Annotated in this window: 20 protein-coding genes; 13 read left to right on the plus strand and 7 right to left on the minus strand. The window is 69.5% G+C overall.

The window, feature by feature from the left end; genetic code table 11:
- Nucleotides 1-72: 72 nt before the first annotated feature.
- From IDM46_RS12920 to IDM46_RS12950, 7 genes are all read left to right on the plus strand, one after another.
- Nucleotides 73-666, plus strand: coding sequence for a 4'-phosphopantetheinyl transferase superfamily protein (locus IDM46_RS12920; RefSeq protein WP_182824253.1), 594 nt, complete (start codon nucleotides 73-75; stop codon nucleotides 664-666).
- A gap of 37 nt (nucleotides 667-703) precedes the next feature.
- Entirely contained in the window at nucleotides 704-1,348 is a 645-nt protein-coding gene (gene rsmG, locus IDM46_RS12925; protein WP_185115992.1) for a 16S rRNA (guanine(527)-N(7))-methyltransferase RsmG, read from the plus strand.
- Nucleotides 1,349-1,416: 68 nt separating this feature from the next.
- Nucleotides 1,417-2,205 carry an AAA family ATPase gene (locus tag IDM46_RS12930; protein WP_185115993.1) on the plus strand — a complete coding sequence of 263 codons (789 nt, stop codon included), beginning with the start codon at nucleotides 1,417-1,419 and terminating at the stop codon, nucleotides 2,203-2,205.
- A complete protein-coding gene (locus IDM46_RS12935; RefSeq protein WP_185115994.1) occupies nucleotides 2,202-3,128 on the plus strand; it encodes a ParB/RepB/Spo0J family partition protein in 927 nt (308 codons plus the stop codon). The genes IDM46_RS12930 and IDM46_RS12935 overlap by 4 nt, the downstream gene beginning before the upstream one ends.
- 259 nt (nucleotides 3,129-3,387) lie before the next feature.
- A complete protein-coding gene (rpmB, locus tag IDM46_RS12940) occupies nucleotides 3,388-3,624 on the plus strand; it encodes a 50S ribosomal protein L28 (RefSeq protein WP_182824244.1) in 237 nt (78 codons plus the stop codon).
- A 13-nt stretch (nucleotides 3,625-3,637) separates the two neighbouring features.
- A complete protein-coding gene (gene rpmG / locus IDM46_RS12945) occupies nucleotides 3,638-3,802 on the plus strand; it encodes a 50S ribosomal protein L33 (protein WP_078757955.1) in 165 nt (54 codons plus the stop codon).
- A 126-nt stretch (nucleotides 3,803-3,928) separates the two neighbouring features.
- Nucleotides 3,929-7,387 (plus strand): PAS domain-containing hybrid sensor histidine kinase/response regulator, encoded by a 3,459-nt coding sequence (locus IDM46_RS12950; RefSeq protein ID WP_185115995.1) that lies wholly within the window; start codon nucleotides 3,929-3,931, stop codon nucleotides 7,385-7,387.
- 196 nt (nucleotides 7,388-7,583) lie between these two features.
- On the opposite strand, the gene IDM46_RS12955 is transcribed toward IDM46_RS12950, so the two are convergent.
- The 4 genes from IDM46_RS12955 to acs form a co-directional block, all read right to left on the minus strand.
- The gene (locus IDM46_RS12955; protein ID WP_185115996.1) at nucleotides 7,584-8,045 is read right to left on the minus strand and encodes a hypothetical protein; all 462 of its coding nucleotides are present in this window, start codon (nucleotides 8,043-8,045) and stop codon (nucleotides 7,584-7,586) included.
- Between the two features lie 347 nt (nucleotides 8,046-8,392).
- Nucleotides 8,393-9,580, minus strand: a complete 1,188-nt coding sequence (locus tag IDM46_RS13615; protein WP_223877977.1) for an RHS repeat-associated core domain-containing protein — start codon at nucleotides 9,578-9,580, stop codon at nucleotides 8,393-8,395.
- A gap of 67 nt (nucleotides 9,581-9,647) precedes the next feature.
- Nucleotides 9,648-10,316 (minus strand): response regulator transcription factor, encoded by a 669-nt coding sequence (locus IDM46_RS12965; RefSeq protein WP_185115997.1) that lies wholly within the window; start codon nucleotides 10,314-10,316, stop codon nucleotides 9,648-9,650.
- Between the two features lie 46 nt (nucleotides 10,317-10,362).
- Nucleotides 10,363-12,315 carry an acetate--CoA ligase gene (gene acs, locus IDM46_RS12970; protein WP_185115998.1) on the minus strand — a complete coding sequence of 651 codons (1,953 nt, stop codon included), beginning with the start codon at nucleotides 12,313-12,315 and terminating at the stop codon, nucleotides 10,363-10,365.
- A gap of 301 nt (nucleotides 12,316-12,616) precedes the next feature.
- Between acs and IDM46_RS12975 the strand changes: the two genes are divergently transcribed.
- Together IDM46_RS12975 and IDM46_RS12980 are read left to right on the plus strand one after the other, a co-directional pair.
- The gene (locus IDM46_RS12975) at nucleotides 12,617-13,924 is read left to right on the plus strand and encodes a DcaP family trimeric outer membrane transporter (RefSeq protein ID WP_223877978.1); all 1,308 of its coding nucleotides are present in this window, start codon (nucleotides 12,617-12,619) and stop codon (nucleotides 13,922-13,924) included.
- 11 nt (nucleotides 13,925-13,935) lie between these two features.
- Nucleotides 13,936-15,627, plus strand: a complete 1,692-nt coding sequence (locus IDM46_RS12980; protein ID WP_185116000.1) for an MFS transporter — start codon at nucleotides 13,936-13,938, stop codon at nucleotides 15,625-15,627.
- Between the two features lie 95 nt (nucleotides 15,628-15,722).
- Here the strand turns inward: IDM46_RS12980 and IDM46_RS12985 are convergent, their stop codons facing one another.
- Together IDM46_RS12985 and IDM46_RS12990 are read right to left on the minus strand one after the other, a co-directional pair.
- Nucleotides 15,723-16,043 (minus strand): hypothetical protein, encoded by a 321-nt coding sequence (locus tag IDM46_RS12985; RefSeq protein ID WP_185116001.1) that lies wholly within the window; start codon nucleotides 16,041-16,043, stop codon nucleotides 15,723-15,725.
- A 131-nt stretch (nucleotides 16,044-16,174) separates the two neighbouring features.
- Nucleotides 16,175-17,383 carry a fatty acid desaturase gene (locus tag IDM46_RS12990; protein ID WP_182824218.1) on the minus strand — a complete coding sequence of 403 codons (1,209 nt, stop codon included), beginning with the start codon at nucleotides 17,381-17,383 and terminating at the stop codon, nucleotides 16,175-16,177.
- Nucleotides 17,384-17,526: 143 nt separating this feature from the next.
- Between IDM46_RS12990 and mutM the strand changes: the two genes are divergently transcribed.
- From mutM to IDM46_RS13005, 3 genes are read left to right on the plus strand one after another with little or no spacing between them, the layout of a single operon-like run.
- Nucleotides 17,527-18,354, plus strand: coding sequence for a bifunctional DNA-formamidopyrimidine glycosylase/DNA-(apurinic or apyrimidinic site) lyase (gene mutM, locus IDM46_RS12995; protein WP_185116002.1), 828 nt, complete (start codon nucleotides 17,527-17,529; stop codon nucleotides 18,352-18,354).
- A 56-nt stretch (nucleotides 18,355-18,410) separates the two neighbouring features.
- Nucleotides 18,411-18,974, plus strand: a complete 564-nt coding sequence (locus IDM46_RS13000; protein ID WP_182824214.1) for an ECF-type sigma factor — start codon at nucleotides 18,411-18,413, stop codon at nucleotides 18,972-18,974.
- 19 nt (nucleotides 18,975-18,993) lie between these two features.
- On the plus strand, nucleotides 18,994-21,816 hold the full coding sequence (locus IDM46_RS13005) for a serine/threonine-protein kinase (protein WP_185116003.1): 2,823 nt from the start codon (nucleotides 18,994-18,996) through the stop codon (nucleotides 21,814-21,816).
- Between the two features lie 9 nt (nucleotides 21,817-21,825).
- On the opposite strand, the gene IDM46_RS13010 is transcribed toward IDM46_RS13005, so the two are convergent.
- Nucleotides 21,826-22,449 carry a thymidine kinase gene (locus tag IDM46_RS13010; RefSeq protein ID WP_182824209.1) on the minus strand — a complete coding sequence of 208 codons (624 nt, stop codon included), beginning with the start codon at nucleotides 22,447-22,449 and terminating at the stop codon, nucleotides 21,826-21,828.
- Between the two features lie 66 nt (nucleotides 22,450-22,515).
- On the opposite strand from IDM46_RS13010, the gene IDM46_RS13015 reads away from it, so the two are divergent.
- The gene (locus IDM46_RS13015) at nucleotides 22,516-24,495 is read left to right on the plus strand and encodes a UvrD-helicase domain-containing protein (protein ID WP_185116004.1); all 1,980 of its coding nucleotides are present in this window, start codon (nucleotides 22,516-22,518) and stop codon (nucleotides 24,493-24,495) included.
- Nucleotides 24,496-24,499: the final 4 nt, after the last annotated feature.

Here is a 24,499-nt window from a genome sequence, read left to right on the forward strand (position 1 = left end):
GCGGCCGAAGCCCATGCAACCACGCCGTTACTTTACGCTGGCCAACCCGAGTCCCCAAGGATCAGCGCACCGATGCCGCTTGCCCCCGGCCAGCTCCAGGTCGGCCCCGTCCGCTGCGCCTGGCAGCCCTACCGCCATGGTGCGCCCGCCGAGCCGCTGGTACGCACCTGGCTTGCCGGACAGCTCGGCGGCCTGCCCGCGTCGCTGGAGATCACCCGCGACACGCATGGCCGGCCGCTGCTGGGCGCGGGCCACGGCGGGTTCGACGCCAGCTGGAGCCACAGCGGCGACGGCCTGCTGATGGCGCTGGCGGCCGACGTGCGGATCGGCATCGACCTCGAGCTGGAGCGTCCGCGGCCCAAGGCGCAGGTGCTCGCCAACCGCTTCTTCGCCGCCAGCGAGGCGGCCACGCTTGCGGCGTTGCCCGACGACCGGCGCGAGGGCGCATTCGTCAGGCTGTGGTGCGCCAAGGAAGCGGTGCTGAAGGCGCACGGCCAGGGGCTGTCGTTCGGCCTGCACCGCCTGGTGTTCGCGCCCGACGGTGATGACTGGGCGCTGGTCGACTGCGATCCGGCACTGGGCGCACCCGGCGACTGGACGCTGCACGCGTTCCGCCCCGCGCCGGACTACCTGGCCACCGTCGCCTGGCGCCCGCGCTGGCCCTGAGGCACGCTGGCCCCGGGCCGCCGCCTACAATGCCGGCATGACCGATCCCCGCCATTACGCCGCGCTCGAAACCGGGCTCGAAGCCCTCGACCTCGCGCCGGCGCTCGCCGCGCCGCTGTCCGCCTACCTCGACCTGCTGGCGCGCTGGAACCGCACCTACAACCTGACCGCCATCCGCGACCCGGGCGACATGGTCACGCTCCACCTGCTCGATTCGCTGGCGATGCACGCGCATGTGCGCGACGTCGCCAGCCTGGCCGACCTCGGCACCGGCGCCGGCCTGCCCGGCATTCCGCTGGCGATCGCGCTGCCCGCGCTCCAGGTCACCCTGGTGGAATCCAACGGCAAGAAGGCACGCTTCCTGCGCGAGGCGGTGCGCACGCTGGGCCTGGCGAACGCGCGCGTGGCCGAATGCCGCGCCGAGGCGGTCGACCAGCCGGGGGCATTCGACGCGATCACCGCGCGCGCCATGGCCACCCTGCCCGACATCCTCGCCGCCGGCGGGCACCTGCTCACGCCGGAAGGCCGCCTGCTGGCGATGAAGGGCGCGCGGCCCGAGGCCGAGATCGCCGCGCTGACGGGCGACTGGGCGCTTGAAGCGGTGCATCCGCTCGCCGTTCCCGGCCTTGACGCCGAACGCCACCTCGTGGTGGTGCGACGCGCGGGCCCGGGCGGGGCATAATCACCGACCCGGCCGGGGTGTGGCCGGGGATCCCCGTCGTATTCGCTGCATCGAGGCAGCCGGAGCCCATGGCCCGCATCATCGCCATCGCCAACCAGAAGGGCGGCGTCGGAAAGACCACGACGGCCGTCAACCTGGCCGCCGCGCTCGCCGCCACGCCGCAGCGCGTGCTGCTGGTCGACCTCGACGCCCAGGGCAACGCCACCATGGGCAGCGGCATCGACAAGCGCGAGGTGGCCGCGTCCACCTGCGACGTGCTGCTGGAAGAGTCGAGCGCCACCGACGCCATCGTCGCCACGCCCGAAGGTTTCGACCTGATGCCCGGCAACACCGACCTCACCGCGGCCGAGATCGGGCTGATGGACGAGGAAGGCCGCGAGCAGCGCCTCAAGCGCGCACTCGACCCGCTGCGACCGAAATACGACTACATCATCATCGACTGCCCGCCGGCGCTGTCGCTGCTCACGCTCAACGCGCTCACCGCCGCCGACAGCGTGCTGGTGCCGATGCAGTGCGAGTACTACGCGCTCGAGGGCCTGACGTCGCTGCTGGCGACGATCGAGGCGCTGAAGGGCAAGCTGAATCCGGGACTGCAGATCGAGGGCGTGCTGCGCACCATGTTCGACGTGCGCAACAACCTCGCCAATGCGGTCTCGGCCGAACTCGTCAGCCATTTCGGCAACCAGGTCTTCCGCACCATCGTGCCGCGCAACGTGCGCCTGGCCGAGGCCCCCAGCCACGGACAGAGCATCGTCGGCTACGACCGCGGCTCGCGCGGCGCCATCGCCTACCTCGGCCTGGCCGGCGAGGTGCTGCGCCGCCAGCGCGAGCGCGACCAACAGGAGAAGGCGGCATGACCGCTGCAAAGAACGCGCCGGCGAAGGGTGCGGCCAAGAAGCGCGGCCTCGGACGCGGGCTGGAAGCCCTGCTCGGGCCCAAGGCCGCCGAAGCGCCGGTCCTCGAGGCGCGCCCCGGCGACACCCTGCGCACGCTGCCGGTCGATGCGCTGGCACCGGGCAAGTACCAGCCGCGGCGCTCGATGGACCCCGACAAGCTCACCGAGCTGGCGGAATCGATCAAGGCGCAGGGCGTGATCCAGCCGATCGTGGTCCGCCAGCTGCCCGACCGCACCTACGAGATCATCGCCGGCGAGCGCCGCTGGCGCGCGTCGCGCCAGGCGGGGCTTGCCGAGATCCCGGCGGTGGTGCGCGAGGTCGACGACCGCACCGTGGTCGCGATGGCGCTGATCGAGAACATCCAGCGCGAAGACCTGAACCCCCTCGAGGAAGCGCAGGCGCTGCAGCGCCTGATCGACGAATTCGACCTTACCCACGCCCAGGCCGCGGAAGCCGTCGGCCGGTCGCGCGCGGCGGTGTCCAACCTGCTGCGCCTGCTGGAACTGCCGCCCGCCATCCGCGCCCTGCTCGAGGCCAAGCGCCTGGAAATGGGCCACGCGCGCGCGCTGCTGACGCTGTCGCCGGAGCTGGCCAGCAAGCTGGCCTCGGACGCCGCCGAGCACGGCTGGTCGGTGCGCGAGGTGGAGCACCGCGCCCAGCAGTTCGCCGCCGGCCGCGTGCCGGCCAATGGCCGCAAGAAGGCCGCCACCGGCAAGGCGCGCCCGCAGGCCGACATCGCGGCGCTGGAGACCGAGCTGTCCGAATCGCTGGCCACCCGGGTGAGCATCGCCCACGGCCGCGGCAACAAGGGCCGGCTGGTCATCCACTACAGCGACCTGGACACGCTGGACGGCGTGCTGGAGCGGCTGCGCGCGCAGCGCTAGGCATTTCCCCGCCGCCACCCGGCTGGGGTGGCATTCGCAGCCAGATGGCCCATGCCTTGCAAAACAGCCCGGGTTTGCAGCAAAATGCCCGGCTCGCTGCGCCCGCCTTCCCTATGGAAGGTCCTGGCGGCCCGGAAATGCGATTCCGGCGCGCCCTGGCAGTGCCTGCAGACCCGTATCGCGTGGCATCCCCCGAGGGGTGTGCCGGGGCCGCCGTTCCCCAGGCCATGGGGTGCAACCAACACCATCGAGGTGCGTCATGTCCCGTGTATGCCAGGTGACCGGCAAGCGCGTGCAGAGCGGCAACAACGTCTCGCACGCCAACAACAAAACCCGTCGTCGTTTCCTCCCCAACCTGCACGAGCGCCGCTTCTGGGTCGCCAGTGAGAACCGTTGGGTGAAGCTGCGCGTTTCCGCTGCCGCCATGCGCACCATCGACAAGAACGGCATTGATGTCGTCCTGTCCGATCTCCGCGCCCGCGGCGAAAAGGTCTGAGGAGCACACGACAATGGCAGGCAAGCGCGACAAGATCCGTCTGATCTCCTCGGCCAACACCGGGCATTTCTACACCACGGACAAGAACAAGAAGAACACGCCGAACAAGATGGAGATCAAGAAGTACGATCCCGTCGTCCGGAAGCACGTGATCTACAAGGAAGGCAAGATCAAGTAAGGTCCCGCCGACCCGTTCCAGGAAAAGCCCGCCGCAAGGCGGGCTTTTTCGTGGGCGCCGCCCGGGCCGGTGGCGCGCCTGTCCGGTTGTGCGCCTACACTCCGGCATCGGGTTGAGGGGACGCGGATGCTGCCTGGCTGGATGCTGCTGCTGGTGTCGCTCGGCTATGCCGCGCTGCTGTTCGCGGTGGCGTGGTGGGGCGACCGGTATCCGGTGCACCTGCGCGCCGGCAGCCGCTGGCTGCGGCCGATGGTCTACAGCCTGTCGCTGGCCGTGTACTGCTCGTCGTGGACCTTCTACGGCGCGGTCGGCACCGCCGCGCGCAACGGCGTCGGCTACTTCGCGATCTACCTCGGCCCGCTGCTGATGCTGCTGTTCGGCTGGCGCATCCTCGAGCGCCTGGCGCTGATCGCGCAGACGCAGAGCACGGTGTCGATCGCTGACTTCATCGCCGCGCGCTACGGCCGCTCGCAGCGCCTGGCCGCGCTGGTCACGTTGATCGCCCTGCTGGCCGCGGTGCCGTACCTGGCGTTGCAGTACAAGGCGGTCACGCTCAGCCTGCACGTGCTGGGCGGCGGCCGCGACGAAGTGATGGCGCGCATCGGCGACCCGGCGATCTACGTCGCGGTGCTGATGGCGCTGTTCGCGATCCTTTACGGCACGCGCCAGGTGGACGCCACCGAGCACCGCCCGGGCATGATGCTGGCCATCGCGCTGGAGTCGATGGTCAAGCTGGTGGCGCTGATCTTCGTCGGCGTGTTCGCGATGCGCTGGCTCGGCGCCAACAACCTGCCGCTGGCCGATGCGACGCGCGCGCTGGTCGACAACGCGCCGCCGGTGGGCTTCATCGGCCAGACCCTGCTCGCCTTCACCGCGATCATCTGCCTGCCGCGCCAGTTCCACGTGGCGGTGGTGGAATGCGTGAACGTGGCCGACATCCGCCGCGCGCGCTGGATGTTCGGCAGCTACCTGATCCTGGTCTCGGCGGCGGTGCTGCCCATCGCCGGTGCCGGCGTGGCGATGTTCGGCAGCGACGGCGCGGTCGCGCCCGACACCTTCGTGCTGGCGCTGCCGCTGGCCGAGGGCAACGACATGCTGGCGCTGTTCGCCTACGTGGGCGGATTCTCGGCGGCCACCGGCATGGTGATCGTGGCCTCGGTGGCGCTGGCCACCATGGTCAGCAACGACCTGGTGATGCCGCCGCTGCTGGCGCGAGGCTGGGCGCAGCGCCACGGCGGCAACGTCGCCTCCACCGTGCTGTGGATCCGCCGCGTGGCGATCGTGTGCTTCGCCGCGATGGCCTACGGCTATTACCGGGTCAGCGGCAGCGACACCACGCTCGCCGCCTACGGCCTGATGTCGTTTGCCGCGGTGGCGCAGTTCGCGCCGGCGCTGATCGGCGGCCTGTACTGGCGCGGCGCCAGCCGCCAGGGCGTGGAGGCGGGGCTGCTGCTCGGCTTCGGCATGTGGGTCTACACCCTGCTTCTGCCCACGCTGACCGATGCCGGCTGGTTCGATGGCACGTGGCTGGTCGCCGGCCCGTTCGGCATCGACTGGCTGCGCCCGCGGCAGATGTTCGGCCTGGCCGGCTGGGATGCGCTGACCCACGGCACGTTCTGGTCGCTGCTGGTCAACATCGGCACGCTGTTCCTGGTGTCGGCGCGCTGGCGCCCGGGCTTCGAGGAGCGCCTGCGCACCGCGCCGTTCCTGGATCCGTATTCCACCGCGCGCGAGCCGCTGGGCAGCGGCGTGTCGCACAGCGGCGTGCTGGTCGGCGACCTGCTGACGCTCGCCGGGCGCATCGTCGGTGAAGCCACCGCGCGCCGCGCCTTCGACGACCACGCGCTGGCCAGCGCGCGCGACCTGCAGCCCGCCGCCGCCGCCGACCGCAGCTGGGTGCAGTTCACCGAGCGCCTGCTGGCGGCGGCGATCGGCGCGTCCTCGGCGCGGCTGGTGCTGACCAGTGCGCTCAAGGGTTCGGGCATGGACGTGGCCGAAGTGGTCGCCGTGCTCGACGAGGCCGGCCAGGACCTGCGCTTCGACCGCGCGATCCTGTCCGCCACGCTCGACAACCTGGACCAGGGCGTCAGCGTGGTCGACCGCGGCATGCGCCTGGTGTCGTGGAACCGGCGCTACCTGGAAATGTTCGGCTACCCCGACGGCATGCTCTACGTCGGCCGCCCGGTCGCCGACCTGATCCGCTACAACGCGCTGCGCGGTGAGCTCGGCGGCGGCAACCCCGACGTGGAAGCGGAGATCGCCAAGCGCGTCGACTACATGCGCGCCGGCTCGCCGTACGTATTCGAACGCGTGCGCGCATCGGGCCAGGTGGTGGAGATGCGCGGCCAGCCGCTTCCGGGCGGCGGCTACGTGACGAGCTACAGCGACGTCACCGAGTACAAGCGCGTGGAAGGCGCGCTGCGCGAGGTCAACGAGACGCTCGAACAGCGCGTCGCCGAACGCACGCGCGAAGCCGAAGCCGCGCAGGCGTCGCGCACGCGGTTCCTGGCCGCGGTGAGCCACGACGTGCTGCAGCCGCTCAACGCCGCGCGCCTGTTCGCCTCGGCCTTGCGCGAAAGCGATACCGTCGCCGAGCAGCGCCACCTCGCCGAACGCGTCGACACCTCGCTGCGCGCCGCGGAGGAACTGCTCGAAGGCCTGCTCGACGTCTCGCGCCTGGACGCCGGCGCGCTGCAGCCGCAGCTCGCCAACTTCGACGCCACCGAGCTCATGGAGCAACTGGTCGCGCAGTACGCGCCGCTGGCGGCGGCCCGCGGCATCGACCTGCGCGTGCACGGCGCCCACCTGCCGGTGCGCAGCGACCGCCGCCTGCTGCGCCGCGTGCTGCAGAACTTCCTGGCCAACGCGCTGCGCTACACGCGCGAGGGCCGCATCGTGCTCGCAGCGCGGCCGCGTGGCGACGAGGTGGAACTGCAGGTCTGGGACACCGGGCCGGGCATTCCCGACTACCACCTTCGGCAGATCTTCGAAGAGTTCTTCCGCCTCGAGCACCCCGGCAGCTGGGACGAACAGGGCCTGGGGCTCGGGCTGTCGATCTGCCAGCGCATCTCGGCGGTCCTCGACCACCAGCTGGACGTGCGCTCGCGCACCGGCCGCGGCAGCATGTTCTCGATCCGCGTGCCGCGCGCCGCCCATGCCGAGCCGACACCCGAACCCGTACAGGGCGGTGGCCTGCCCGATTCGCTGGCGGGCATGCGCGTGCTGTGCGTCGACAACGACCCCGACATCCTCGCCGGCATGGCGGTGCTGCTGGGGCGCTGGAAAATCGACGTGCTGCGCGCCAGCACCGTGGACCAGGCGCTGGCGCAGATGGCCGGCGAGCCCGACGTGCTGCTGGTCGACTACCACCTGCACGACCGCCTCGACGGCCTGGACACGCTCGACGCGCTGCGCGAGCACGCAGCGCACCTGCCCGGCGCGCTGGTCACCGCCGACGGCAGCGACCAGGTGAAGCGCGCCGCGCGCGCGCGCGGCTACCGGGTGCTGACCAAGCCGATCAAGCCGGCGTCACTGCGGGCGTTCCTGGCGGCGCAGCGGAGTGCGCACGCGGGGTTTAGTCTCTAGAGCCGGTTAGCGGCGTACTGTCTAGCGCGCGATTCTTTGTGCGGTCGACAAACTGATGGAGGTATTACCGCATCATCATCACGTTACGTACTTGCGGAGGGAGCCTTCCCACATCCTATGCAAGTTATTGCGCGCCAGATCACTGATTCCGCAATTCAGAATCAGTCTCTGAGGCATCTACGAAACCAAGGACGACTCAGTTCACTCCATCTGGTACTTTGACTTCCAGAATATAGCTTTCTGGTATGCCCAAGACGTTTGAAACATGCGTCCAGCCAATTAGTCCGGCATCCTGGTCTATGTAAAACAAGAACATCGATTGGCGCTGAAATGAAGCTATGACTGAAACCTCAGTAGCCCCGCCGAATGAAACCCGTTGCTTGCCCAAGTACGTAAAGCCGAACTCTCCGTCGAACCACCAGGGCATATCTATTGCTCTTGGCACTTGGAGATTGAAGTAATCCGACTTCAAACATTCTACAGTCCCAGCCACCTCGCACGGCCGCAAAGCAACCATGTCAGAACCAAGCCTCATGGTCCGTCGTCGAGAGCTGATAACAGCATCCATGCCGTCCGTATGACGTGGCGTTGAGTACAGATAAACCCTGTCAGCCCCGGCATCCTCGACGTCCGCCCCCGCACGGGCACCGCCGGACATGCAAAGAAGAGCTGCCACAAGAGATGCTACTCCATGCATCCATCGCATTCGAAATTTCCTCGCTCCGTGAAGTGAATTCTTCTATACGCGAACCCGTTCGCCATTCGCTCACGCACCGCACCCGGTGTTCCAACCCCCGCCTGCACGACATGTGCAAACTCGTGCAGCGCCGCGAATGTCAACGCACTAGAGACGCCGACAAAGGAGGCATTGTGGTAGTCGAACATCTGCGTACTATCTGCAAATCTCCCGAAGTACCTTCCGACATTCACAACTTGCGGCAACGCGGGGTTGACATATGCCGCGGTCTTCTCACCCGATAGTTCCGGATCAGTGGGATTCCATTTCTACTCTGTTGAGTTCCAAGCGCCATTCAGAACTGGGTCTTTCGCCCTATCAATTCGTCCGCGCGCTCCTTCTATTCCTTTGTTCACATTCCCGACGATCTTCTGGTCATTTCGATCTGCGGCAGCTGGCACCCCGGATAAAGTTTTTGATTCTGCCCGGGCGCCCGTCGGAACTGCTTTGGCGGTGGTCGCCATAGCTGCCATGCCAGCTGCGCCGCCGCAAATCATAGAGCCGGTGGCTCTAGCGCATCTTCCATCCGGGTCGATGAATCGATAGGGATTGCTGTTTGCATACCGATACCGATTGAACTGCACCACGGGGCTGCTGTATGCCGTCACCGGATCAACGCTCAGGAACCGCCCAACGCCAGGATCGTAATAGCGCTGCTGCATCTGCACCAATCCCGTTGCTGCATCCTCCACGTGGCCCGTATACCCCGGTCCATCATGCACCGGCCGGTTCAGCACCTTCCCGTACGGCTCATACTCTGTCGTCTCCAACGCCGTGCCGACCTCGTTCGTCACGACTACAGGGCTCCCCAACGCATCGGTGTGCTGGTACTTCAGCGTTGCGGCACCACCGCCGATCGGCTCGTCCCGGATCGCCACCAGGCTTCCGCCCAGGTACAGGTAGTCGCTCTGCTGCCCTGTACGGTCGCTCTTCTGGTACATCAGCCGGCCATCCTGGCCATACATGGACAGCACCGTGCCGGTCGCGAACTGCATCGCCAGCACCCGCCGCCCGTGGGCGTCGTAGCGGTAGCGCTCCACCCCGTCCACTTCGCGCAGCCGGTTGCCGTAATCGAACCGGTAGTGCTGTCCGTCCTTGTTTTCCAGGTTGCCCTGTACGTCGTAGCCCAAGCCGTGCACCGTGCTCCCTCCGCCGCTGCAGGCCGCCGTCCTGATGCTGGTGAGCTGCCCGTTGTCGTAGCAGTAGTAGTGGTCGCGCGCCGCCGTGCCGCCGATCTTCACCCGGGTCAGGTCGTCGAGCACGTTGTAGGTGTAGGTCGCCCCCGCCGTCCCGTACATGTTCGAGGCCACCGCCTGCAGCCGGTCCAGCCCGTCGTAGGTCATGGTCCGGGTACGCCGGCCACTGCCGCCGAGCCGGTTGTCCACGATGGAGGTGACGTTGCCGTTGCCGTCGTACGCGTAGGCGTCGTCGAGATGGTGGGTGCCACCTTTGCGCATCCAGCTCCGGCTCGGCAGCTGGCGATCAATGTGGTGCCGCGTGGTCGATCTCGAACGTGTACGAAGCTTAGACCGCTTCGTCCGGCTGCGGCTTGATGCTGCCCGGGTCCAACGCCAGCCTGCCGGCCACCAGCACCGCCTGGGTGCGGTTGCTGGCGCCGAGCTTGCGCAGGATCGCGGTCATGTGCGCCTTGATGGTGGCCTCGGACACGCCCAGCTCGTAGCCGATCTGCTTGTTGAGCAGGCCCGCACCGAGCATCTGCAGCACGCGGAACTGCTGCGGGGTGAGGTCGGCGACGCGGCGTGCGGCGTCGTGTTCGTCGGCGCCGGCGGCCGGCGCCGCGCGCGCCGCGGCGGGCGCCCAGCGGTCGCCGTCGAGCACGGCGGTGATGGCCTGGCCGAGGGTGCCGGCATCAGCCGACTTGGGGATGAAGCCCATCGCGCCGTGGTCCAGCGCGCGGCGCATCACGTCGGGTTCCTCGCGCGCCGACACCACCACGATCGGCAGCTCCGGGTGCTGGGCGCGCAGGTGCACGAGCGCGCTGAAGCCGTGCGCGCCGGGCATGTTGAGGTCGAGCAGCAGCAGGTCGGCGTCGGCCTCGGCCTCGACCATCGCGTACAGGGCCTCGACGCTGTCGGCCTCGCGCAGCGTGGCCGCGGGCAGCACGCGCGCCACCACGCCGCGCAGCGCCTCGCGGAACAGCGGGTGGTCGTCGGCGATGAGCAGGGTGGTCACGTGGCGGGGGGTGCTTCGGTCATGGGGGCGGTGGGCCTGGGTCAGGTCACGGCTGCCGGCGGTTGCCGAGCAGCGCATCGACGACCGACGGATCCGCCAGCGTGCTGGTGTCGCCCAGCTGGTCCGGCGCGTTCTCGGCGATCTTGCGCAGGATGCGGCGCATGATCTTGCCGGAGCGCGTCTTGGGCAGCGCGGTGGCCCACTGCAGGAAGTCGGGCGAGGCGATCGGGCCGATCTCGCGGCGCACGTGCGCCACCAGCTCCTTCAGCAGCGCGTCGCTCTCGGCCTCGCCCGCCACCAGGGTGACGTAGGCGTAGATGCCCTGGCCCTTGATGTCGTGCGGGAAGCCGACCACCGCGGCCTCGGCGACCTTGGGGTGCGAGACCAGCGCGCTCTCGACTTCGGCGGTGCCGATGCGGTGGCCGCTGACGTTGATCACGTCGTCGACGCGCCCGGTGATCCAGTAGTCGCCGTCGGCATCGCGGCGGCAGCCGTCGCCGGTGAAATAGGTGCCGGGATAGGTGCTGAAGTAGGTCTCGATGAAGCGCGGGTGGTCGCCGTACACGGTGCGCATCTGGCCCGGCCAGGAATCGAGGATCACCAGGTTGCCCTCGCCTTCGCCCTCGATGATCTCGCCGCTGGCATCCACCAGCGCCGGGCGCACGCCGAAGAACGGCCGCGTGGCGGCGCCGGGCTTGGCGTCGATGGCGCCGGGCAGCGGCGAAATCATGATGCCGCCGGTCTCGGTCTGCCACCAGGTGTCGACAATCGGGCAGCGGCCGTCGCCGACGACATCGTTGTACCAGCGCCAGGCTTCGGGATTGATCGGCTCGCCGACGCTGCCCAGCAGGCGCAGCGACGCGCGCGAAGTCGCCTTCACCGGGGCATCGCCCTCGCGCATCAGCGCGCGGATCGCGGTCGGCGCGGTGTAGAAGATGGTGACCTTGTGCTTGTCGATGACCTGCCAGAAGCGCGAGGCGTCCGGGTAGCTGGGGATGCCCTCGAAGATGAGCGACGTGGCGCCGTTGGCGAGCGGCCCGTAGACGATGTAGCTGTGGCCGGTGACCCAGCCGACGTCGGCGGTGCACCAGTAGACATCGCTGTCCTTGAGGTCGAACACGCACTCGTGGGTGTAGGCCGCGAACAGCAGGTAGCCGCCGGTGGTATGCAGCACGCCCTTGGGCTTGCCGGTGGAACCCGACGTGTAGAGGATGAACAGCGGGTCCTCGGCGTTCATGCGCTCGGGCTCGCAGGTGTCGGGCTGGCTGTCGACCACGGCGTCGTACCAGCGGTCGCGCGGCATCTGCATGTCCACCGCGCCGCCGGTGTGGCGCACCACCAGCACGGTCTCGACGGTGGTGGTGCCGGGCATCTTCAGCGCGGCATCGACATTCGCCTTGAGCGGCACGGTCTTGCCGCCACGCCGGCCTTCGTCGGCGGTGATCACGAGCCTCGAGCCGCAGTTGCCGATGCGATCGGCGATGGAGTTCGGCGAGAAGCCTCCGAACACCACCGTGTGCACCGCGCCGATGCGTGCGCAGGCGAGCATGGCCACCGCGGCCTCGACGATCATCGGCAGGTAGATGGTGATGCGGTCACCCTTGGCGATGCCGAGGTTGCGCAGCGCGTTGGCCAGTCGGCACACGCGCGCGTGCAGGTCGCGGTAGCTGACGCGCTGCGCGTCGCCACCCGGCGAGTCGGGCTCGAACACCAGCGCGGTCTTGTCGCCGCGCGTCGCGAGGTGGCGGTCGAGGCAGTTCACGCTCACGTTGAGTTCGCCATCGGCGAACCAGCGGATGCGGAAATCCTCACGGTCGAAGCTGACATCGCGGATCTGCGTCGGCGGCGTCATCCACTCCAGGCGCGTGGCGATGCGCGCCCAGAAGGCATCCGGGTCGCGGATCGACTCGGCGTAGTCGCGCTCGTAGTCGGCGCGGGTGACATTAGCGTCGGCGGCGAAGGCGTCGGAGACGGGATACACGGTCTGCGGGTCGGACATGGCGGTTCACCGGTGGAACGTCGAAGCACAAGTGTGCCGCATCGCAACGCCCACGGCCTTAGACCTTCGTCGCGCTGCGCCCTGTATTCGACCAATGGCGAATATGCGGCGTGCAAGGGGTCGCTCAGTCTGCGGGCGACCGTCCACTCGGCGGCGAACCTGTGCTGCGTCACTTCCGGAGGGGAACATGACCGCAATGCCTGTCCCACGTGGGACCTTGTTGGACAGGCCGGGGCCTGTTGCGAAGGCGCCTCGGCGCCTGCTCGCGACAGCGGTCCTGGTCGCACTGCTGGCGCCGGGGATGGCGCTCGCTCAAACCGCGAAGGAACAGGAGCTCGAGGCGCGCGTGGCCCAGCTCGAACGCATGGTCGAACAGCTGCTCGCGCAACAGCAGCAGACCGCGACCACCGTGGCCGAGACGCGCGCCGAGGTGACCGAGGTGCGCAGCGCGCAGGCGGGCACCGCGCCCGCCGACGGCAAGCCGCGCATCCAGACCACGCCGATCATGACCGCGGCCAACGCCGGCACCACGTTCTCCTACGGCGGCAACATCAAGTTCGACACCATGGTCACCGACACCAGCGACGGGCGGATCGCCGACGGCTCGGCCGGGCGCCTGTTCTACCTGCCGTCCGCGATCCCGGTGGGCGGCCCGGGTGCCGACGGCGGCGACGCCTACACCGACCAGCACGCGCAGTTCTCGCGCTTCTGGTTCAGCGCAGACCACGTCACCGAGGGTGGCCAGAAGGTCAAGGCCTACATCGAGGCCGACATGTTCGGCGGCGGCAGCAATGCGCTGCTCGGCAACGAGACCGCCACCAACACCTACGGCGTGGCGCTGCGCCATGCCTACGTGAGCTGGAACGAATGGCTGGCGGGCCAGACCTGGTCCAACTTCATGGACGTGGCGGCGCTGCCCGAGGCGGTCGACTTCGTCGGTCCCACCGACGGCACCATCTTCGTGCGCCAGGCCCAGCTGCGCTACACCAAGGGTCCGTGGTCGGTGTCGATCGAGAACCCGCAGACCACGGTCACGCCGTACCTCGCGGCCGGCGCGCGCTTCAACACCGGCGACAATGTGCTGCCCGACCTCACCGCGCGCTGGACCACCAAGGGCGACTGGGGCCACTTCAGCGTTGCCGGCCTGCTGCGCCAGTTCAAGTGGCTGGACGAGACCGCGACCGGCGCGGCCGTCAGCGTCTCCGGCCGCTTCAACATGGGGCCCAGCGACGACATCCGCTACGCGGTCAACGCCGGCTCGGGCATCGGCCGCTACCTGGCGTTCGGCCTCGGCAGCGACGTGGTGGTGGACGCCAGCGGCGACCTCGACGCACTCGACGGTTACGGCGCGTTCGTCGCCTGGCGCCACGCCTACACGCCCAAGCTGCGCAGCAACCTCATGTACTCGCGCGCGGAGTTCGACAACGACAAGGCCATCACCGGCTTCGGGGTGACCGAAGCCGCGCACTCGTTCCACGCCAACCTGATCTATTCGCCGTTCCCGAAGCTCGACGTCGGTGCGGAGCTGATCTTCGGCCAGCGCTTCCTCGAGGACGACCGCGAGGGTGACCTGACCCGCCTGCACACCCACATCAAGTACACCTTCTGAGGGACACCACGATGTCGACGACAACAGCAACCCCCTTGCCATCAGGCAAGCCGCTTACCGCAGGCCACAAGAAGGTCATCTTCGCGTCCAGCCTGGGGACGGTGTTCGAGTGGTACGACTTCTACCTGTACGGCTCGCTCGCGGTGGTGATCGCCGCGCAGTTCTTCAGCGGCGTCAACGAGACCACCGGTTTCATCTTCGCGCTGCTGGCGTTCGCGGCCGGCTTCGCGGTGCGCCCGTTCGGCGCGATCGTGTTCGGCCGCGTCGGCGACATGATCGGGCGCAAGTTCACGTTCCTCGTCACGATCGTGATCATGGGCCTGTCGACGTTCATGGTCGGCCTCTTGCCCAGCTACGAGAGCATCGGCATCGCGGCGCCGGTGATCCTGATCGTGCTGCGGATGCTGCAGGGCCTGGCCCTGGGCGGCGAGTACGGCGGCGCGGCGACGTATGTCGCCGAGCACGCGCCCAACGGCAAGCGCGGGCTGTACACGAGCTTCATCCAGACGACCGCCACGATCGGCCTGTTCCTGTCGCTGATGGTGATCCTGGGCGTGCGCGAGTTCTTCGGCGTCGAGGCGTTCAACGAGTGGGCGTGGCGCCTGCCGTTCCTGCTGTCGATCGTGCTGCTGGGCATTTCGGTGTGGATCCGCATGCAGCTGTCGGAGTCGCCGCTGTTCAAGGAGATGAAGGAGAGCGGCAAGGCGTCCAAGGCGCCAATCACCGAGAGCTTCTTCAGCAAGAACGGCAGGATCGTGCTGCTCGCCCTGCTCGGTGCGACCGCGGGCCAGGCGGTGGTCTGGTACGCAGGCCAGTTCTACGCCATGTACTTCCTGACCCAGTCGCTCAAGGTCGACAGCACGACGACCTGGCTGCTGATCGCCGGCGCGCTCGCGATCGGCACGCCGTTCTTCGTCTTTTTCGGCTGGCTGTCGGACAAGATCGGGCGCAAGAAGATCGTCATGGCGGGCTGTCTGATCGCCGCGCTCACCTACTTTCCGATCTTCAAGGGACTGACCCACTACGCCAATCCGGCCGTGGCCGAGGCCAGTGCGGAATCGCCGGCGGTGGTGATCGCCGACCCCGACACCTGCAACTTCCAGTTCGATCCGGTCGGCAAGAAGAAGTTCACCAGCTCCTGCGACATCGCCACCGCGGCCCTGGCCAAGGCGGGCGTGCCGTACAGCGTGCAGGAGGCACCGCGGGGCACCGTCGCGCGCGTGATGATCGGTGACACGCCGATCGACGGCTTCGAGGGGACCGGGCTTGCCGGCGACGCGTTCAAGGCGAGCACCGCGACGTTCAACACGGGGCTCACCGGCGCGCTGACCGAAGCGGGCTATCCCGGCCAGGCCGACCCGGCACGGATCAACAAGCCGATGGTGCTGCTGTTGCTGAGCATCCTGGTGATCTACGTGACCATGGTCTACGGCCCCATCGCGGCATGGCTGGTCGAGCTGTTCCCGACGCAGATCCGCTACACCTCGATGTCGCTTCCGTACCACATCGGCAACGGCTGGTTCGGTGGCTTCCTGCCCACCATCGCCTTCGCCCTGGTGGCCGCGACCGGCAACATCTACTACGGTCTCTGGTATCCGATCGTGATCGCGCTGATGACGTTCGTGATCGGCTCCCTGTTCCTGCGCGAGACCTACAAGCTCGACATCACCAGGGAAGACACCTACACCGACCAGCACAAGTAAGCGCGCCACGCTCCGCGACAACGCCGGCCTTGTGCCGGCGTTGTCATGTGTGGGATCGCGGTTTGCCTTGCCGCGAACTTGCGCGGCGTGGCGGACTACTGCGGCGGCGCGCTCAGCTCGCGCGCGTCGAGGCTGCCGTTGCGGTCGACGTCCTGGCGGTTGAACGTGAGCGCGATGCGCGCGAGGTACTCGCTGCGCAGCACCGGCTTGCCCTTGCCACCCGGCAACTCCGCGGGCGAAAGCACGCCGTCGGCGTCGCGGTCCATGCCGTCGAAGCCGTAGCTCATCCACGCCTGGTACTCGGCAAGCGAGACGCGCCCGTTGGCATCGGTATCCATGCGCGCCAGGTAGTCGCTGGTGGCGGTCACCTGCGCCATCGCCGGCGCGGCCCAGGCGGCCAGTGCGGCGCAAAGCACGCTGGCGGGTGTCGAAAAGGGGTTTTTGCAGGGGCTTCCCGCGAGTGCGGGAAGAGCCACGAAAAAGCCCGGCCGTGGCCGGCCGGGCTTGTTGCTTGCGGGAATGCAGTCGGCCATGGCCGGGCGCAGGCTCAGGCGCGCGTCGGCTGCAGCGCGTAGCCCTTCAGCCGCGCCGAGTACTCCTGCAGCGCGCGGACGCCGCTGGCTTCCGCCTCGCGGCACCAGGACTGCAGGTTGGCCAGCGATTCCGCGGCGTCGTGCCCGCGCTGCTCGAGCAGGGCGGCCAGGCGCGCGCGATACTCCACCACGGTGCTGATGCGCGGACGCTCGGCGACCCAGTGCCGCAGCTGCTCGCGGGCAGCGTCATCGAGCCAGCGGCCGTCGTCGACCAGTCCCTTGCGCAGCTTGCGCGGCAGCAGCGCGCGCAACCGCGCACCGGCCGCGCGGGCTTCCTCGCGCAGCGCCGGGGCGAGCACGTGGTGCTGGTAGTCGGTCATGGCCTGGAAACGCAGCGCCAGCAGCGCCTTCAGCGTGTCGGTGTCGGGCGCGTTGATGTTGGGTCGCACGTCAAGCGACGGCGCCACGCGCAGCACCTTGGCCAGGCCGACCTTCTCCAGCGACTTGATCGCGATCCAGCCGATGTCCACTTCCCAGCGGCGCAGCGCGAACTTGGCCGAACTCGGGAACGCGTGGTGGTTGTTGTGCAGCTCTTCGCCACCGATCCACACGCCCCAGGGCGACAGGTTGGTGGCGGTATCGGTGGTCTCGAAGTTGCGATAGCCCCACCAGTGGCCGAGGCCGTTGACCACGCCGGCCGCCCAGAACGGGATCCACAGCATCTGGATGGCCCAGATGGCGACGCCGGCCGCGCCGAACAGCACGCCGTTGATGGCCAACAGCAGCACCGGGCCCATGGTGGCGTGCGGGGTGTAGAGCGTGCGCTCCAGCCAGTCGTCGGGGGTGCCGCGGCCGTACTGCTCCATGTCGGCGCGGTGCGTGCGCGCCTCGCGGTAGAGCTCGGCGCCCTTCCAGAACACTTCCTTGATGCCCTTGTGCATCGGGCTGTGCGGGTCTTCCTCGGTCTCGCACTTGGCGTGGTGCTTGCGGTGGATGGCCACCCATTCCCTGGTGATCATGGACGTGGTGAGCCACGTCCAGAAACGGAAGAAATGGTTGACCACGGGATGGAAATCCACGCCGCGATGGGTCTGGCTGCGGTGCAGGAACAGAGTCACCGCGAAGATCGTCAGCTGCGTGCAGACCAGCATGTACAGGGCGAGGCCCCAGAAGCCGGACTGGACGAGTCCGCCGGCGAGGAAGTCGAGCAGGGAAGCAGGCATGGCACCGATCATCGTGGGGTGTACCGGGCCATGATGCGGTTCCGGCAGGGTGATTTCCAGCCCCGGGGCGGCGCATCGATGCGCGTGTTCACGTTGCACGTCAACAACTTGTGCGCGGCCAGGCACGCCCCCACGCTGCCGGCATGCCCGAATTGCCGGAAGTCGAAACCACCCGCCGCGGCCTGGCGCCGCACCTCGAAGGCCGCAGGGTGCGTGCGGTCGTGCTGCGCAGGCCCGACCTGCGCTGGCCGATCCCCCCCGAGGTGGCTGCGCTGCTCCCGGGCCAGCGCATCGACAGCGTGCGCCGCCGCGCCAAGTACCTGCTGCTCGACACCGGGGCCGGCAGCGCCCTGCTGCACCTGGGCATGTCCGGCAGCCTGCGCGTGCTGCCCGCCGACACGCCACCGCGCCTGCACGACCATCTCGACATCGCGCTATCCCATGACGCGGGCCAGCCGGAGCGCATCCTGCGCTTCACCGACCCGCGCCGCTTCGGCTGCCTGCTCTGGCAACCGGCCGGCGAGCTGCACCCGCTGCTGCGGGGGCTGGGCCCGGAGCCGCTGGGCGACGGATTCGACGGCGATTACCTGTATGCGCGCAGCCGTGGCCGCAAGGTCGCCCTGAAGGCGTTCCTGATGGACCAGAAAGTGGTGGTGGGCGTGGGCAACATCTACGTGGCCGAGGCCCTGTTCGCCGCCGGCGTGTCGCCCATGCGCGCCGCCGGGCGCGTGTCGCGCGAGCGCTATGCCGCCATCGCCGCTGAAATCCGCGCGGTGCTGGCGCGCGCGATCGCCCGCGGCGGCACCACGCTGCGGGATTTCCTCGCGCCCGACGGCGCACCCGGCTACTTCGAACAGGAACTGTCGGCGTACGGCCGCGGCGGCGAACCCTGCTTGCGCTGCGGCCGGCCGCTGCGGCACGCCATGGTGGGCCAGCGGGCCACCGTCTGGTGCGGCCACTGCCAGCGCTGAGCCGAGGCGCCATGGCTGAGCCGAGGCGCTATGATCGCCGCTCCGAGGGGAGCGCCATGTCCGACACCGCCGATATCACCCTGTGGCTGGATGCCGCCCGCGGCGGGGACCGCGGCGCACTGGATCGCGTCCTGGCCACGCTGTACCAGGAACTGCACTCGATGGCGCGGCGCCAGCTGGCCGGCCAGTACGGGCAGACGCTCGACGCCACCGCGCTTGTGCACGAGGCCTACCTCAAGCTGATCGGCCGCCGCGAAGCGCAGTTCGACGACCGCGCCCACTTCTTCGCCTACGCCGCCTCGGCCATGCGCAGCGTGGTGGTGGACTACGCCCGCCAGCGCATGGCGCAGAAGCGCGGCGGCGACCTGCACCGCGTGACCGACCTGCCGGATGACGTGGAGGGCGGGCTGCGCCTCGACGAGGACACGCTGGCCCTGGACACCGCGCTGACGCGCCTGGCCGCCGTGGACAAGCGCCTGGCGCAGGTTGTGGAGCTGCGCTATTTCGCCGGGCTGTCCGAGGTCGAGATCGCGGAGCTGCTGGATCGCTCCGAGCGCAGCATCCGCCGCGACTGGCAGAAGGCGAGGATCTACCTGCTGGCGTCGCTCAAGGTGGACTGACCGGCACCGGGCCCGCGCGATGGATGCCGACCGCTGGCAGCGCCTGTCGCCGCTGCTCGATGCACTGATCGAACTCGAGCCAGGCGCGCGTGCGCAAAGCCTGGCCTCGCTGCGCGACGACGACCCGCAGCTGGCCGCCGAACTCGAGGAACTGCTGGCGCTGGAGGACGGCCAGGAGGACTTCCTCGCCGAGCCGGTGGTGTCGCAGTTGCCGCATGCACGCACCGGCGCGATGGTCGGGCCCTATCAACTGGAACGGATGATCGGCGAGGGCGGCATGGGCCAGGTGTGGCTGGCCAGCCGCGCCGACGGCCTGTACCAGCGCCGCGTGGCGTTGAAGCTGCTGCGCCCCGGCCTGGCCGATCCGAACCTGCGCCTGCGCTTCACCCGCGAGCGGCAGATCCTCGCGCGGCTGGAACACGCGCACATCGCGCGCCTGCTGGATGCCGGCATCAGCAGCGACCAGCAGCCCTACCTTGCACTGGAATACGTCGACGGCGAGCCCATCACCGACTGGTGCCGCGCCCGCTCGCCCACCATCCGCCAGCGCATCGGCCTGTTCCTGCAGGTTTGCGATGCGGTCAGCCACGCGCATGCCAACCTGATCGTGCACCGCGACCTGAAGCCCTCGAACATCCTGGTGACGCCGCTCGACGAGGTGCGGCTGCTCGATTTCGGCATCGCCAAGCTGCTCGACACTCCGGATGCCGCGCCCGACAACACCCGCACCGGCCTGCGCGCGTTCACCCTGCACTACGCCGCGCCTGAGCAGATCCGCGGCGAGCCGGTCACCACCATGACCGACGTGTATTCGCTCGGCGTGGTGCTGTACGAGCTGCTGGTGGGCGCCAAGCCCTACCGCCTCAAGCGCCAGAGCGATGCCGAGTGGGAGGAGGCGATCCTGGCGGTCGATCCCACGCGGCCGTCGGCGGCGCTGCAGCGGCGCGCCGAGGACGCCTCGGCGACGCCGCCGCAATTGCGCCGCCAGGCGCGCGAGATCGCCGGCGACCTCGACAACATCGTGCTCAAGGCGCTGGCCAAGCGACCCGAGCACCGCTATCCCTCGGTGGAGGCGTTCGCGCTCGACCTGCGCCGCCACCTCGAGGGCAAGGCGGTGCACGCGCGCCCCGCCAGCCTGGCGTACCGGGTGCGCAAGTACCTGGGGCGGCACCGCTGGACGCTGGCCACGGTGGCGGCGATCGGCGTGGTGCTGGTCGCCTCGCTGGGCATCGTCGGCTGGCAGGCGCAGCAGGCGGTGCAGCAGGCCGCGCGCGCACAGGCGTTGCAGAGTTTCATGGTCGGCCTGTTCGAGAACGCCAGCGCCGCGCCGGACGGCGCGCCGCTCGACATCCGCCGGCTGCTGGAGGACGGCGTGCGCCGCGGCGACCTGGAACTCGCGCAGCAGCCGGTGGCGCGCGCCGAGCTGCTGGGCGTGATCGCGCGCCTGCGCTCGGGCCTGGGTGACTACGTCGAGGCGCTGGCGCTGCAGGAGCGCCAGGCGACGATCATCGACGCCCTCGACAGCCCCCCGGCCAGCCTGCGGCTGCAGGCGGTCACCGACATGGGGCGGACCCGTCGCCTGCTCGGCCAGACATCGCGATGCATCAGGGAGATGGACCCCTGGCGGACCCTCGCCCGCCGCGAACAGGAGCGCCTGCCCCTGCAGGCCGCCGCATTCCACGCCCAGCTGGCGCGCTGCCTGCGCGACGCCGGGCAGCTGGACGCCGCGCGCGCCGGGTTCCAGCGTTCACTGGCCATCCGCCGCAATGCCACCGGCCAGGACGCGGGCGTGGTCGAAGACCTGTCGGACCTGGCCGGGCTGCGCGCCGCTGCGGGGCAGAGCGCGCTGGCGCTGCGCGAACAGCGCACGGCGCTGGCCATGCTGCGCGCCCGGGTGGGCGAACGGCATCCGCTGGCGGTGGAGATCCTGCGCCGCACCTGCGCCCTGCAGCGCGAGCTCGGCAACGTGGGCGCGGCCGAGCGTGACTGCCGCGAGGCACTGGCGCTGGCGCTCGAGGTCCACGGTAGCCAGCACCGGGCCACCATCGACGTGCGCCGGCAGCTGGCCGCGCTGCTGGTCGACGAGGGGCGCATCGGCGAAGCCGATGCCGCGCTCCGCGACACGCAGGCCTGGCTGCTCTCGCGGCTGGGCGAGGACCACAGCGACGTCGCCCGCAACTACAACAGCCTCGCGGTGGTGGCCTGGGAACGCGGCGACCTGGATGGCGCGCTGCGTGACCTGCGTCGGGCCAACACCATCTGGCGCCGCCAGGGCGACCAGGGCCTGTTGGCCGGCGGCCTGTTCAACCAGGCGCAGGTGCTGCACGAGGCCGGCGACAGCGATGCGGCGGCGGCAGTGCTCCAGGAGGTGCTGGTGCTGCGCAAGGCCGTGTTCGGCGCCGGCCACGGACAGGTCGGCAATACCTGGCGGATGATCGGCGAGGTCGCGGCGGCGCGCGGGTCCGACGCGGAGGCGCTGGTCGCGCTGCGCCGGGCGGTGGCGCTCACCAGCAGCTCCTTCGGCGCCGCACATCCAGCGTCACGGCGCGCCGAGCTGGCGCTGGCCACCTTCGAGGCCGGGCGGGGCGTGCCCGGAGCCATGGCGCGGCTCGACCATCTCGGTGCGCTGCCGGAATCCGACATCGAACTGCGCAAGATCGCGTGGCGCGCGCGCGCCACGGCGGCGGCGGTCCGCTGCGCCGGGCCGCAGCACGGTGACGCGTCGGCGGCGCTGCTCGCGCTTGGCCAGGCGGTCGCCGTCGCGCAGCCCGAAGGCGGCGTGGTGGCACGCGAGATCGCGCGCTGGCACCGGGCGTGCGAGGCCGGCGCGACGGCGCCCTGAGCCGCGCGATCAGCCCAGCGGCAGCGACTGCTGCAACGGCGCGATGCGGCCTTCGCCGCGCGCGATGCGCTTGTACTCGGCACGGCTCACCGACACGTAGCGTTCGTTGCCGCCAATCTCGACCTGCGGCCCGTCCTGCACGGCGTGGCCCTGCGCGTCCACGCGCACGGTCATGGTGGCCTTGCTGCCGGTGTGGCAGATGGTCTTGATCTCCTGCAGCTCGTCCGCCCAGGCCAGCAGGTACTGGCTGCCCTCGAACAACTCGCCGCGGAAGTCGGTGCGCAGGCCGTAGCAGAGCACCGGCACGCGCAGACCGTCGACGATCTCCGACAACTGCCACACCTGGCTTCGGGTCAGGAACTGCGCCTCGTCGACCAGCAGGCAGTCGAGCTTGCCGCTCGCGGCGATGTCCGCGCGCGCCCAGGCCTCGAGGTCGGTGCCCGGGTCGAAGCCCACGGCGTCGGCGCTCAGGCCGATGCGCGAGGCGACGCGGCCGCTGCCGGCGCGGTTGTCCAGGCGCGGCGCCAGGATCGCCACGCGCATGCCGCGCTCCTGGTAGTTGTGCGCGGACTGCAGCAGGGTGGTGGTCTTTCCGGCATTCATCGCCGAATAGTAGAAGTAGAGCTTGGCCATGGCGGAATTCTAGCGCCGGCGCCCCCGGACGCGCGGGGTAAACTCGCCAGCCGCCCAGGACCTTCCATGCACGGCCTCAACCCCCAACAATCCGCGGCCGTCGACCATTGCGAAGGCCCGCTGCTGGTGCTCGCCGGCGCGGGCAGCGGCAAGACGCGGGTGATCGTGGAGAAGATCGCGCACCTGATCGCGTCCGGCCGCTACCCGGCCAAGCGCATCGCCGCGATCACCTTCACCAACAAGGCCGCCAAGGAGATGCGCGAGCGCGTTGGCAGGCGCATCCGTGGCGATGCGGCGGAAGGCCTGACCATCTGCACCTTCCACGCGCTCGGCCTGCGCATGCTGCAGGTGGAGCACGAGCGCGCCGGCCTGCGCCGCGGGTTTTCGATCTTCGATTCCGACGACTCGCTGGCGCAGTTCAAGGACCTGATGCCCGGCGCCAAGCCCGACGCCATCCAGGCCATGCAGGGCCTGGTGTCGCGCGCCAAGAACGCTTGCCTGTCGCCGGAACAGGCACGTGCCATTGCGCGGTCCACGCCCGAGCACGAAGCGGCAATTGTGTACGAGCTCTACCAGGCGCGGCTGGCGGCGTTCAACGCGGTCGATTTCGACGACCTGATCCGCCGCCCGGTGGAACTGCTTGAAGGCGATCCGGACTGCGCGCTGGGCTGGCGCGAACGCATCGGCTACCTGCTGGTCGACGAATGCCAGGACACCAACGACGCCCAGTACCGCCTGCTGAAGGCGCTGGCCGGCGACAAGGGCAACTTCACCTGCGTGGGCGACGACGACCAGTCGATCTACGCCTGGCGCGGCGCCAACCCCGAGAACCTCTCGCAGCTCGGCGTCGACTACCCGGCGCTGCGGGTGGTGAAGCTGGAGCAGAACTACCGCTGCTCGAACCGCGTGCTGCGCGCGGCCAACGCGCTGATCGCCAACAACCCGCACGAGCACCCGAAGACGCTGTGGAGCGCGCAGGCCGACGGCGAGCGGGTCCGCATCTGGGAGTGCCGCGACGCCACCCACGAGGCCGAGCGCGTGGCCGCCGAGATCCAGTTCCTGCACACCGCGCGCAACGCCGAGTGGAGCGAGTTCTGCATCCTGTTCCGCGGCAACCACCAGTCGCGGCTGCTGGAAAAGGCGCTGCAGATGCTGCGCGTGCCCTACCACCTCTCCGGCGGTACCGCGTTCCTGGATCGGGGCGAAGTGAAGGACGCGCTGGCCTGGCTGCGCCTGCTGGCCAATCCGGACGACGACTCCGCGTTCCTGCGCGCCGTGCAGTCACCCGGCCGCGGCGTGGGCGCGACCTCGCTGGCCAAGCTGTCCGGCCTGGCGCAGCAGGCCGGACAGCCGATGTCGCGTGCCATTGAATCGATCGGGCTGCTGAAGCAGCTGCACCCGCGCGCCGCGGCGTCGCTGTCCGGGTTCGCCGACCTGATCCGCGGGCTGCGCAGCGACGCCGCGCGGCTCACGCCCTCGGAACTCGTGCGCACGCTCAACGAGCGCTCCGGGCTCCTCGCCGCGCTGCGCGCGGAGTGCAAGAGCGACGAGATGTTCCGCATCCGCCGCGGCAACCTCGACGAACTGGCCGACTGGTTCGAGGGCGCCCGCGGCGGCGCGGGCCCGGGCGAACTGGCGGCATCGCTGGCGCTGCTCAGCCACGCCGACAAGGGCGATCCCGGCAACCAGGTGCGGCTGATGAGCCTGCACGCGGCCAAGGGCCTCGAGTTCCGCTACGTGTTCATCGTCGGCGTCGACGACTACACGCTGCCGCACGAGGCCAGCATCGAGGAGGGGCGCATCGACGAGGAGCGCCGCCTGCTGTACGTGGGCATCACCCGCGCCAAGGAGCAGCTGTGGCTGTCGCATTCGCGCGAGGCGCAGCGCTGGGGCGAGCGGCTGCGGCTGAAGCCGAGCCGCTTCATCGACGAACTGCCGGCCGCCGAACTGCAGCGCGACGGCGCCGATCCGGTCGCTGATGCGGCGCGCAAGAAGGAGCGCGCGGAGGTGGGGTTTGCCGCCATCCGGGCGATGCTCGACGGCTGATCGG

This window comes from Luteimonas sp. MC1825, from assembly GCF_014764385.1.
In the GTDB taxonomy this organism is placed as follows: domain Bacteria; phylum Pseudomonadota; class Gammaproteobacteria; order Xanthomonadales; family Xanthomonadaceae; genus Luteimonas.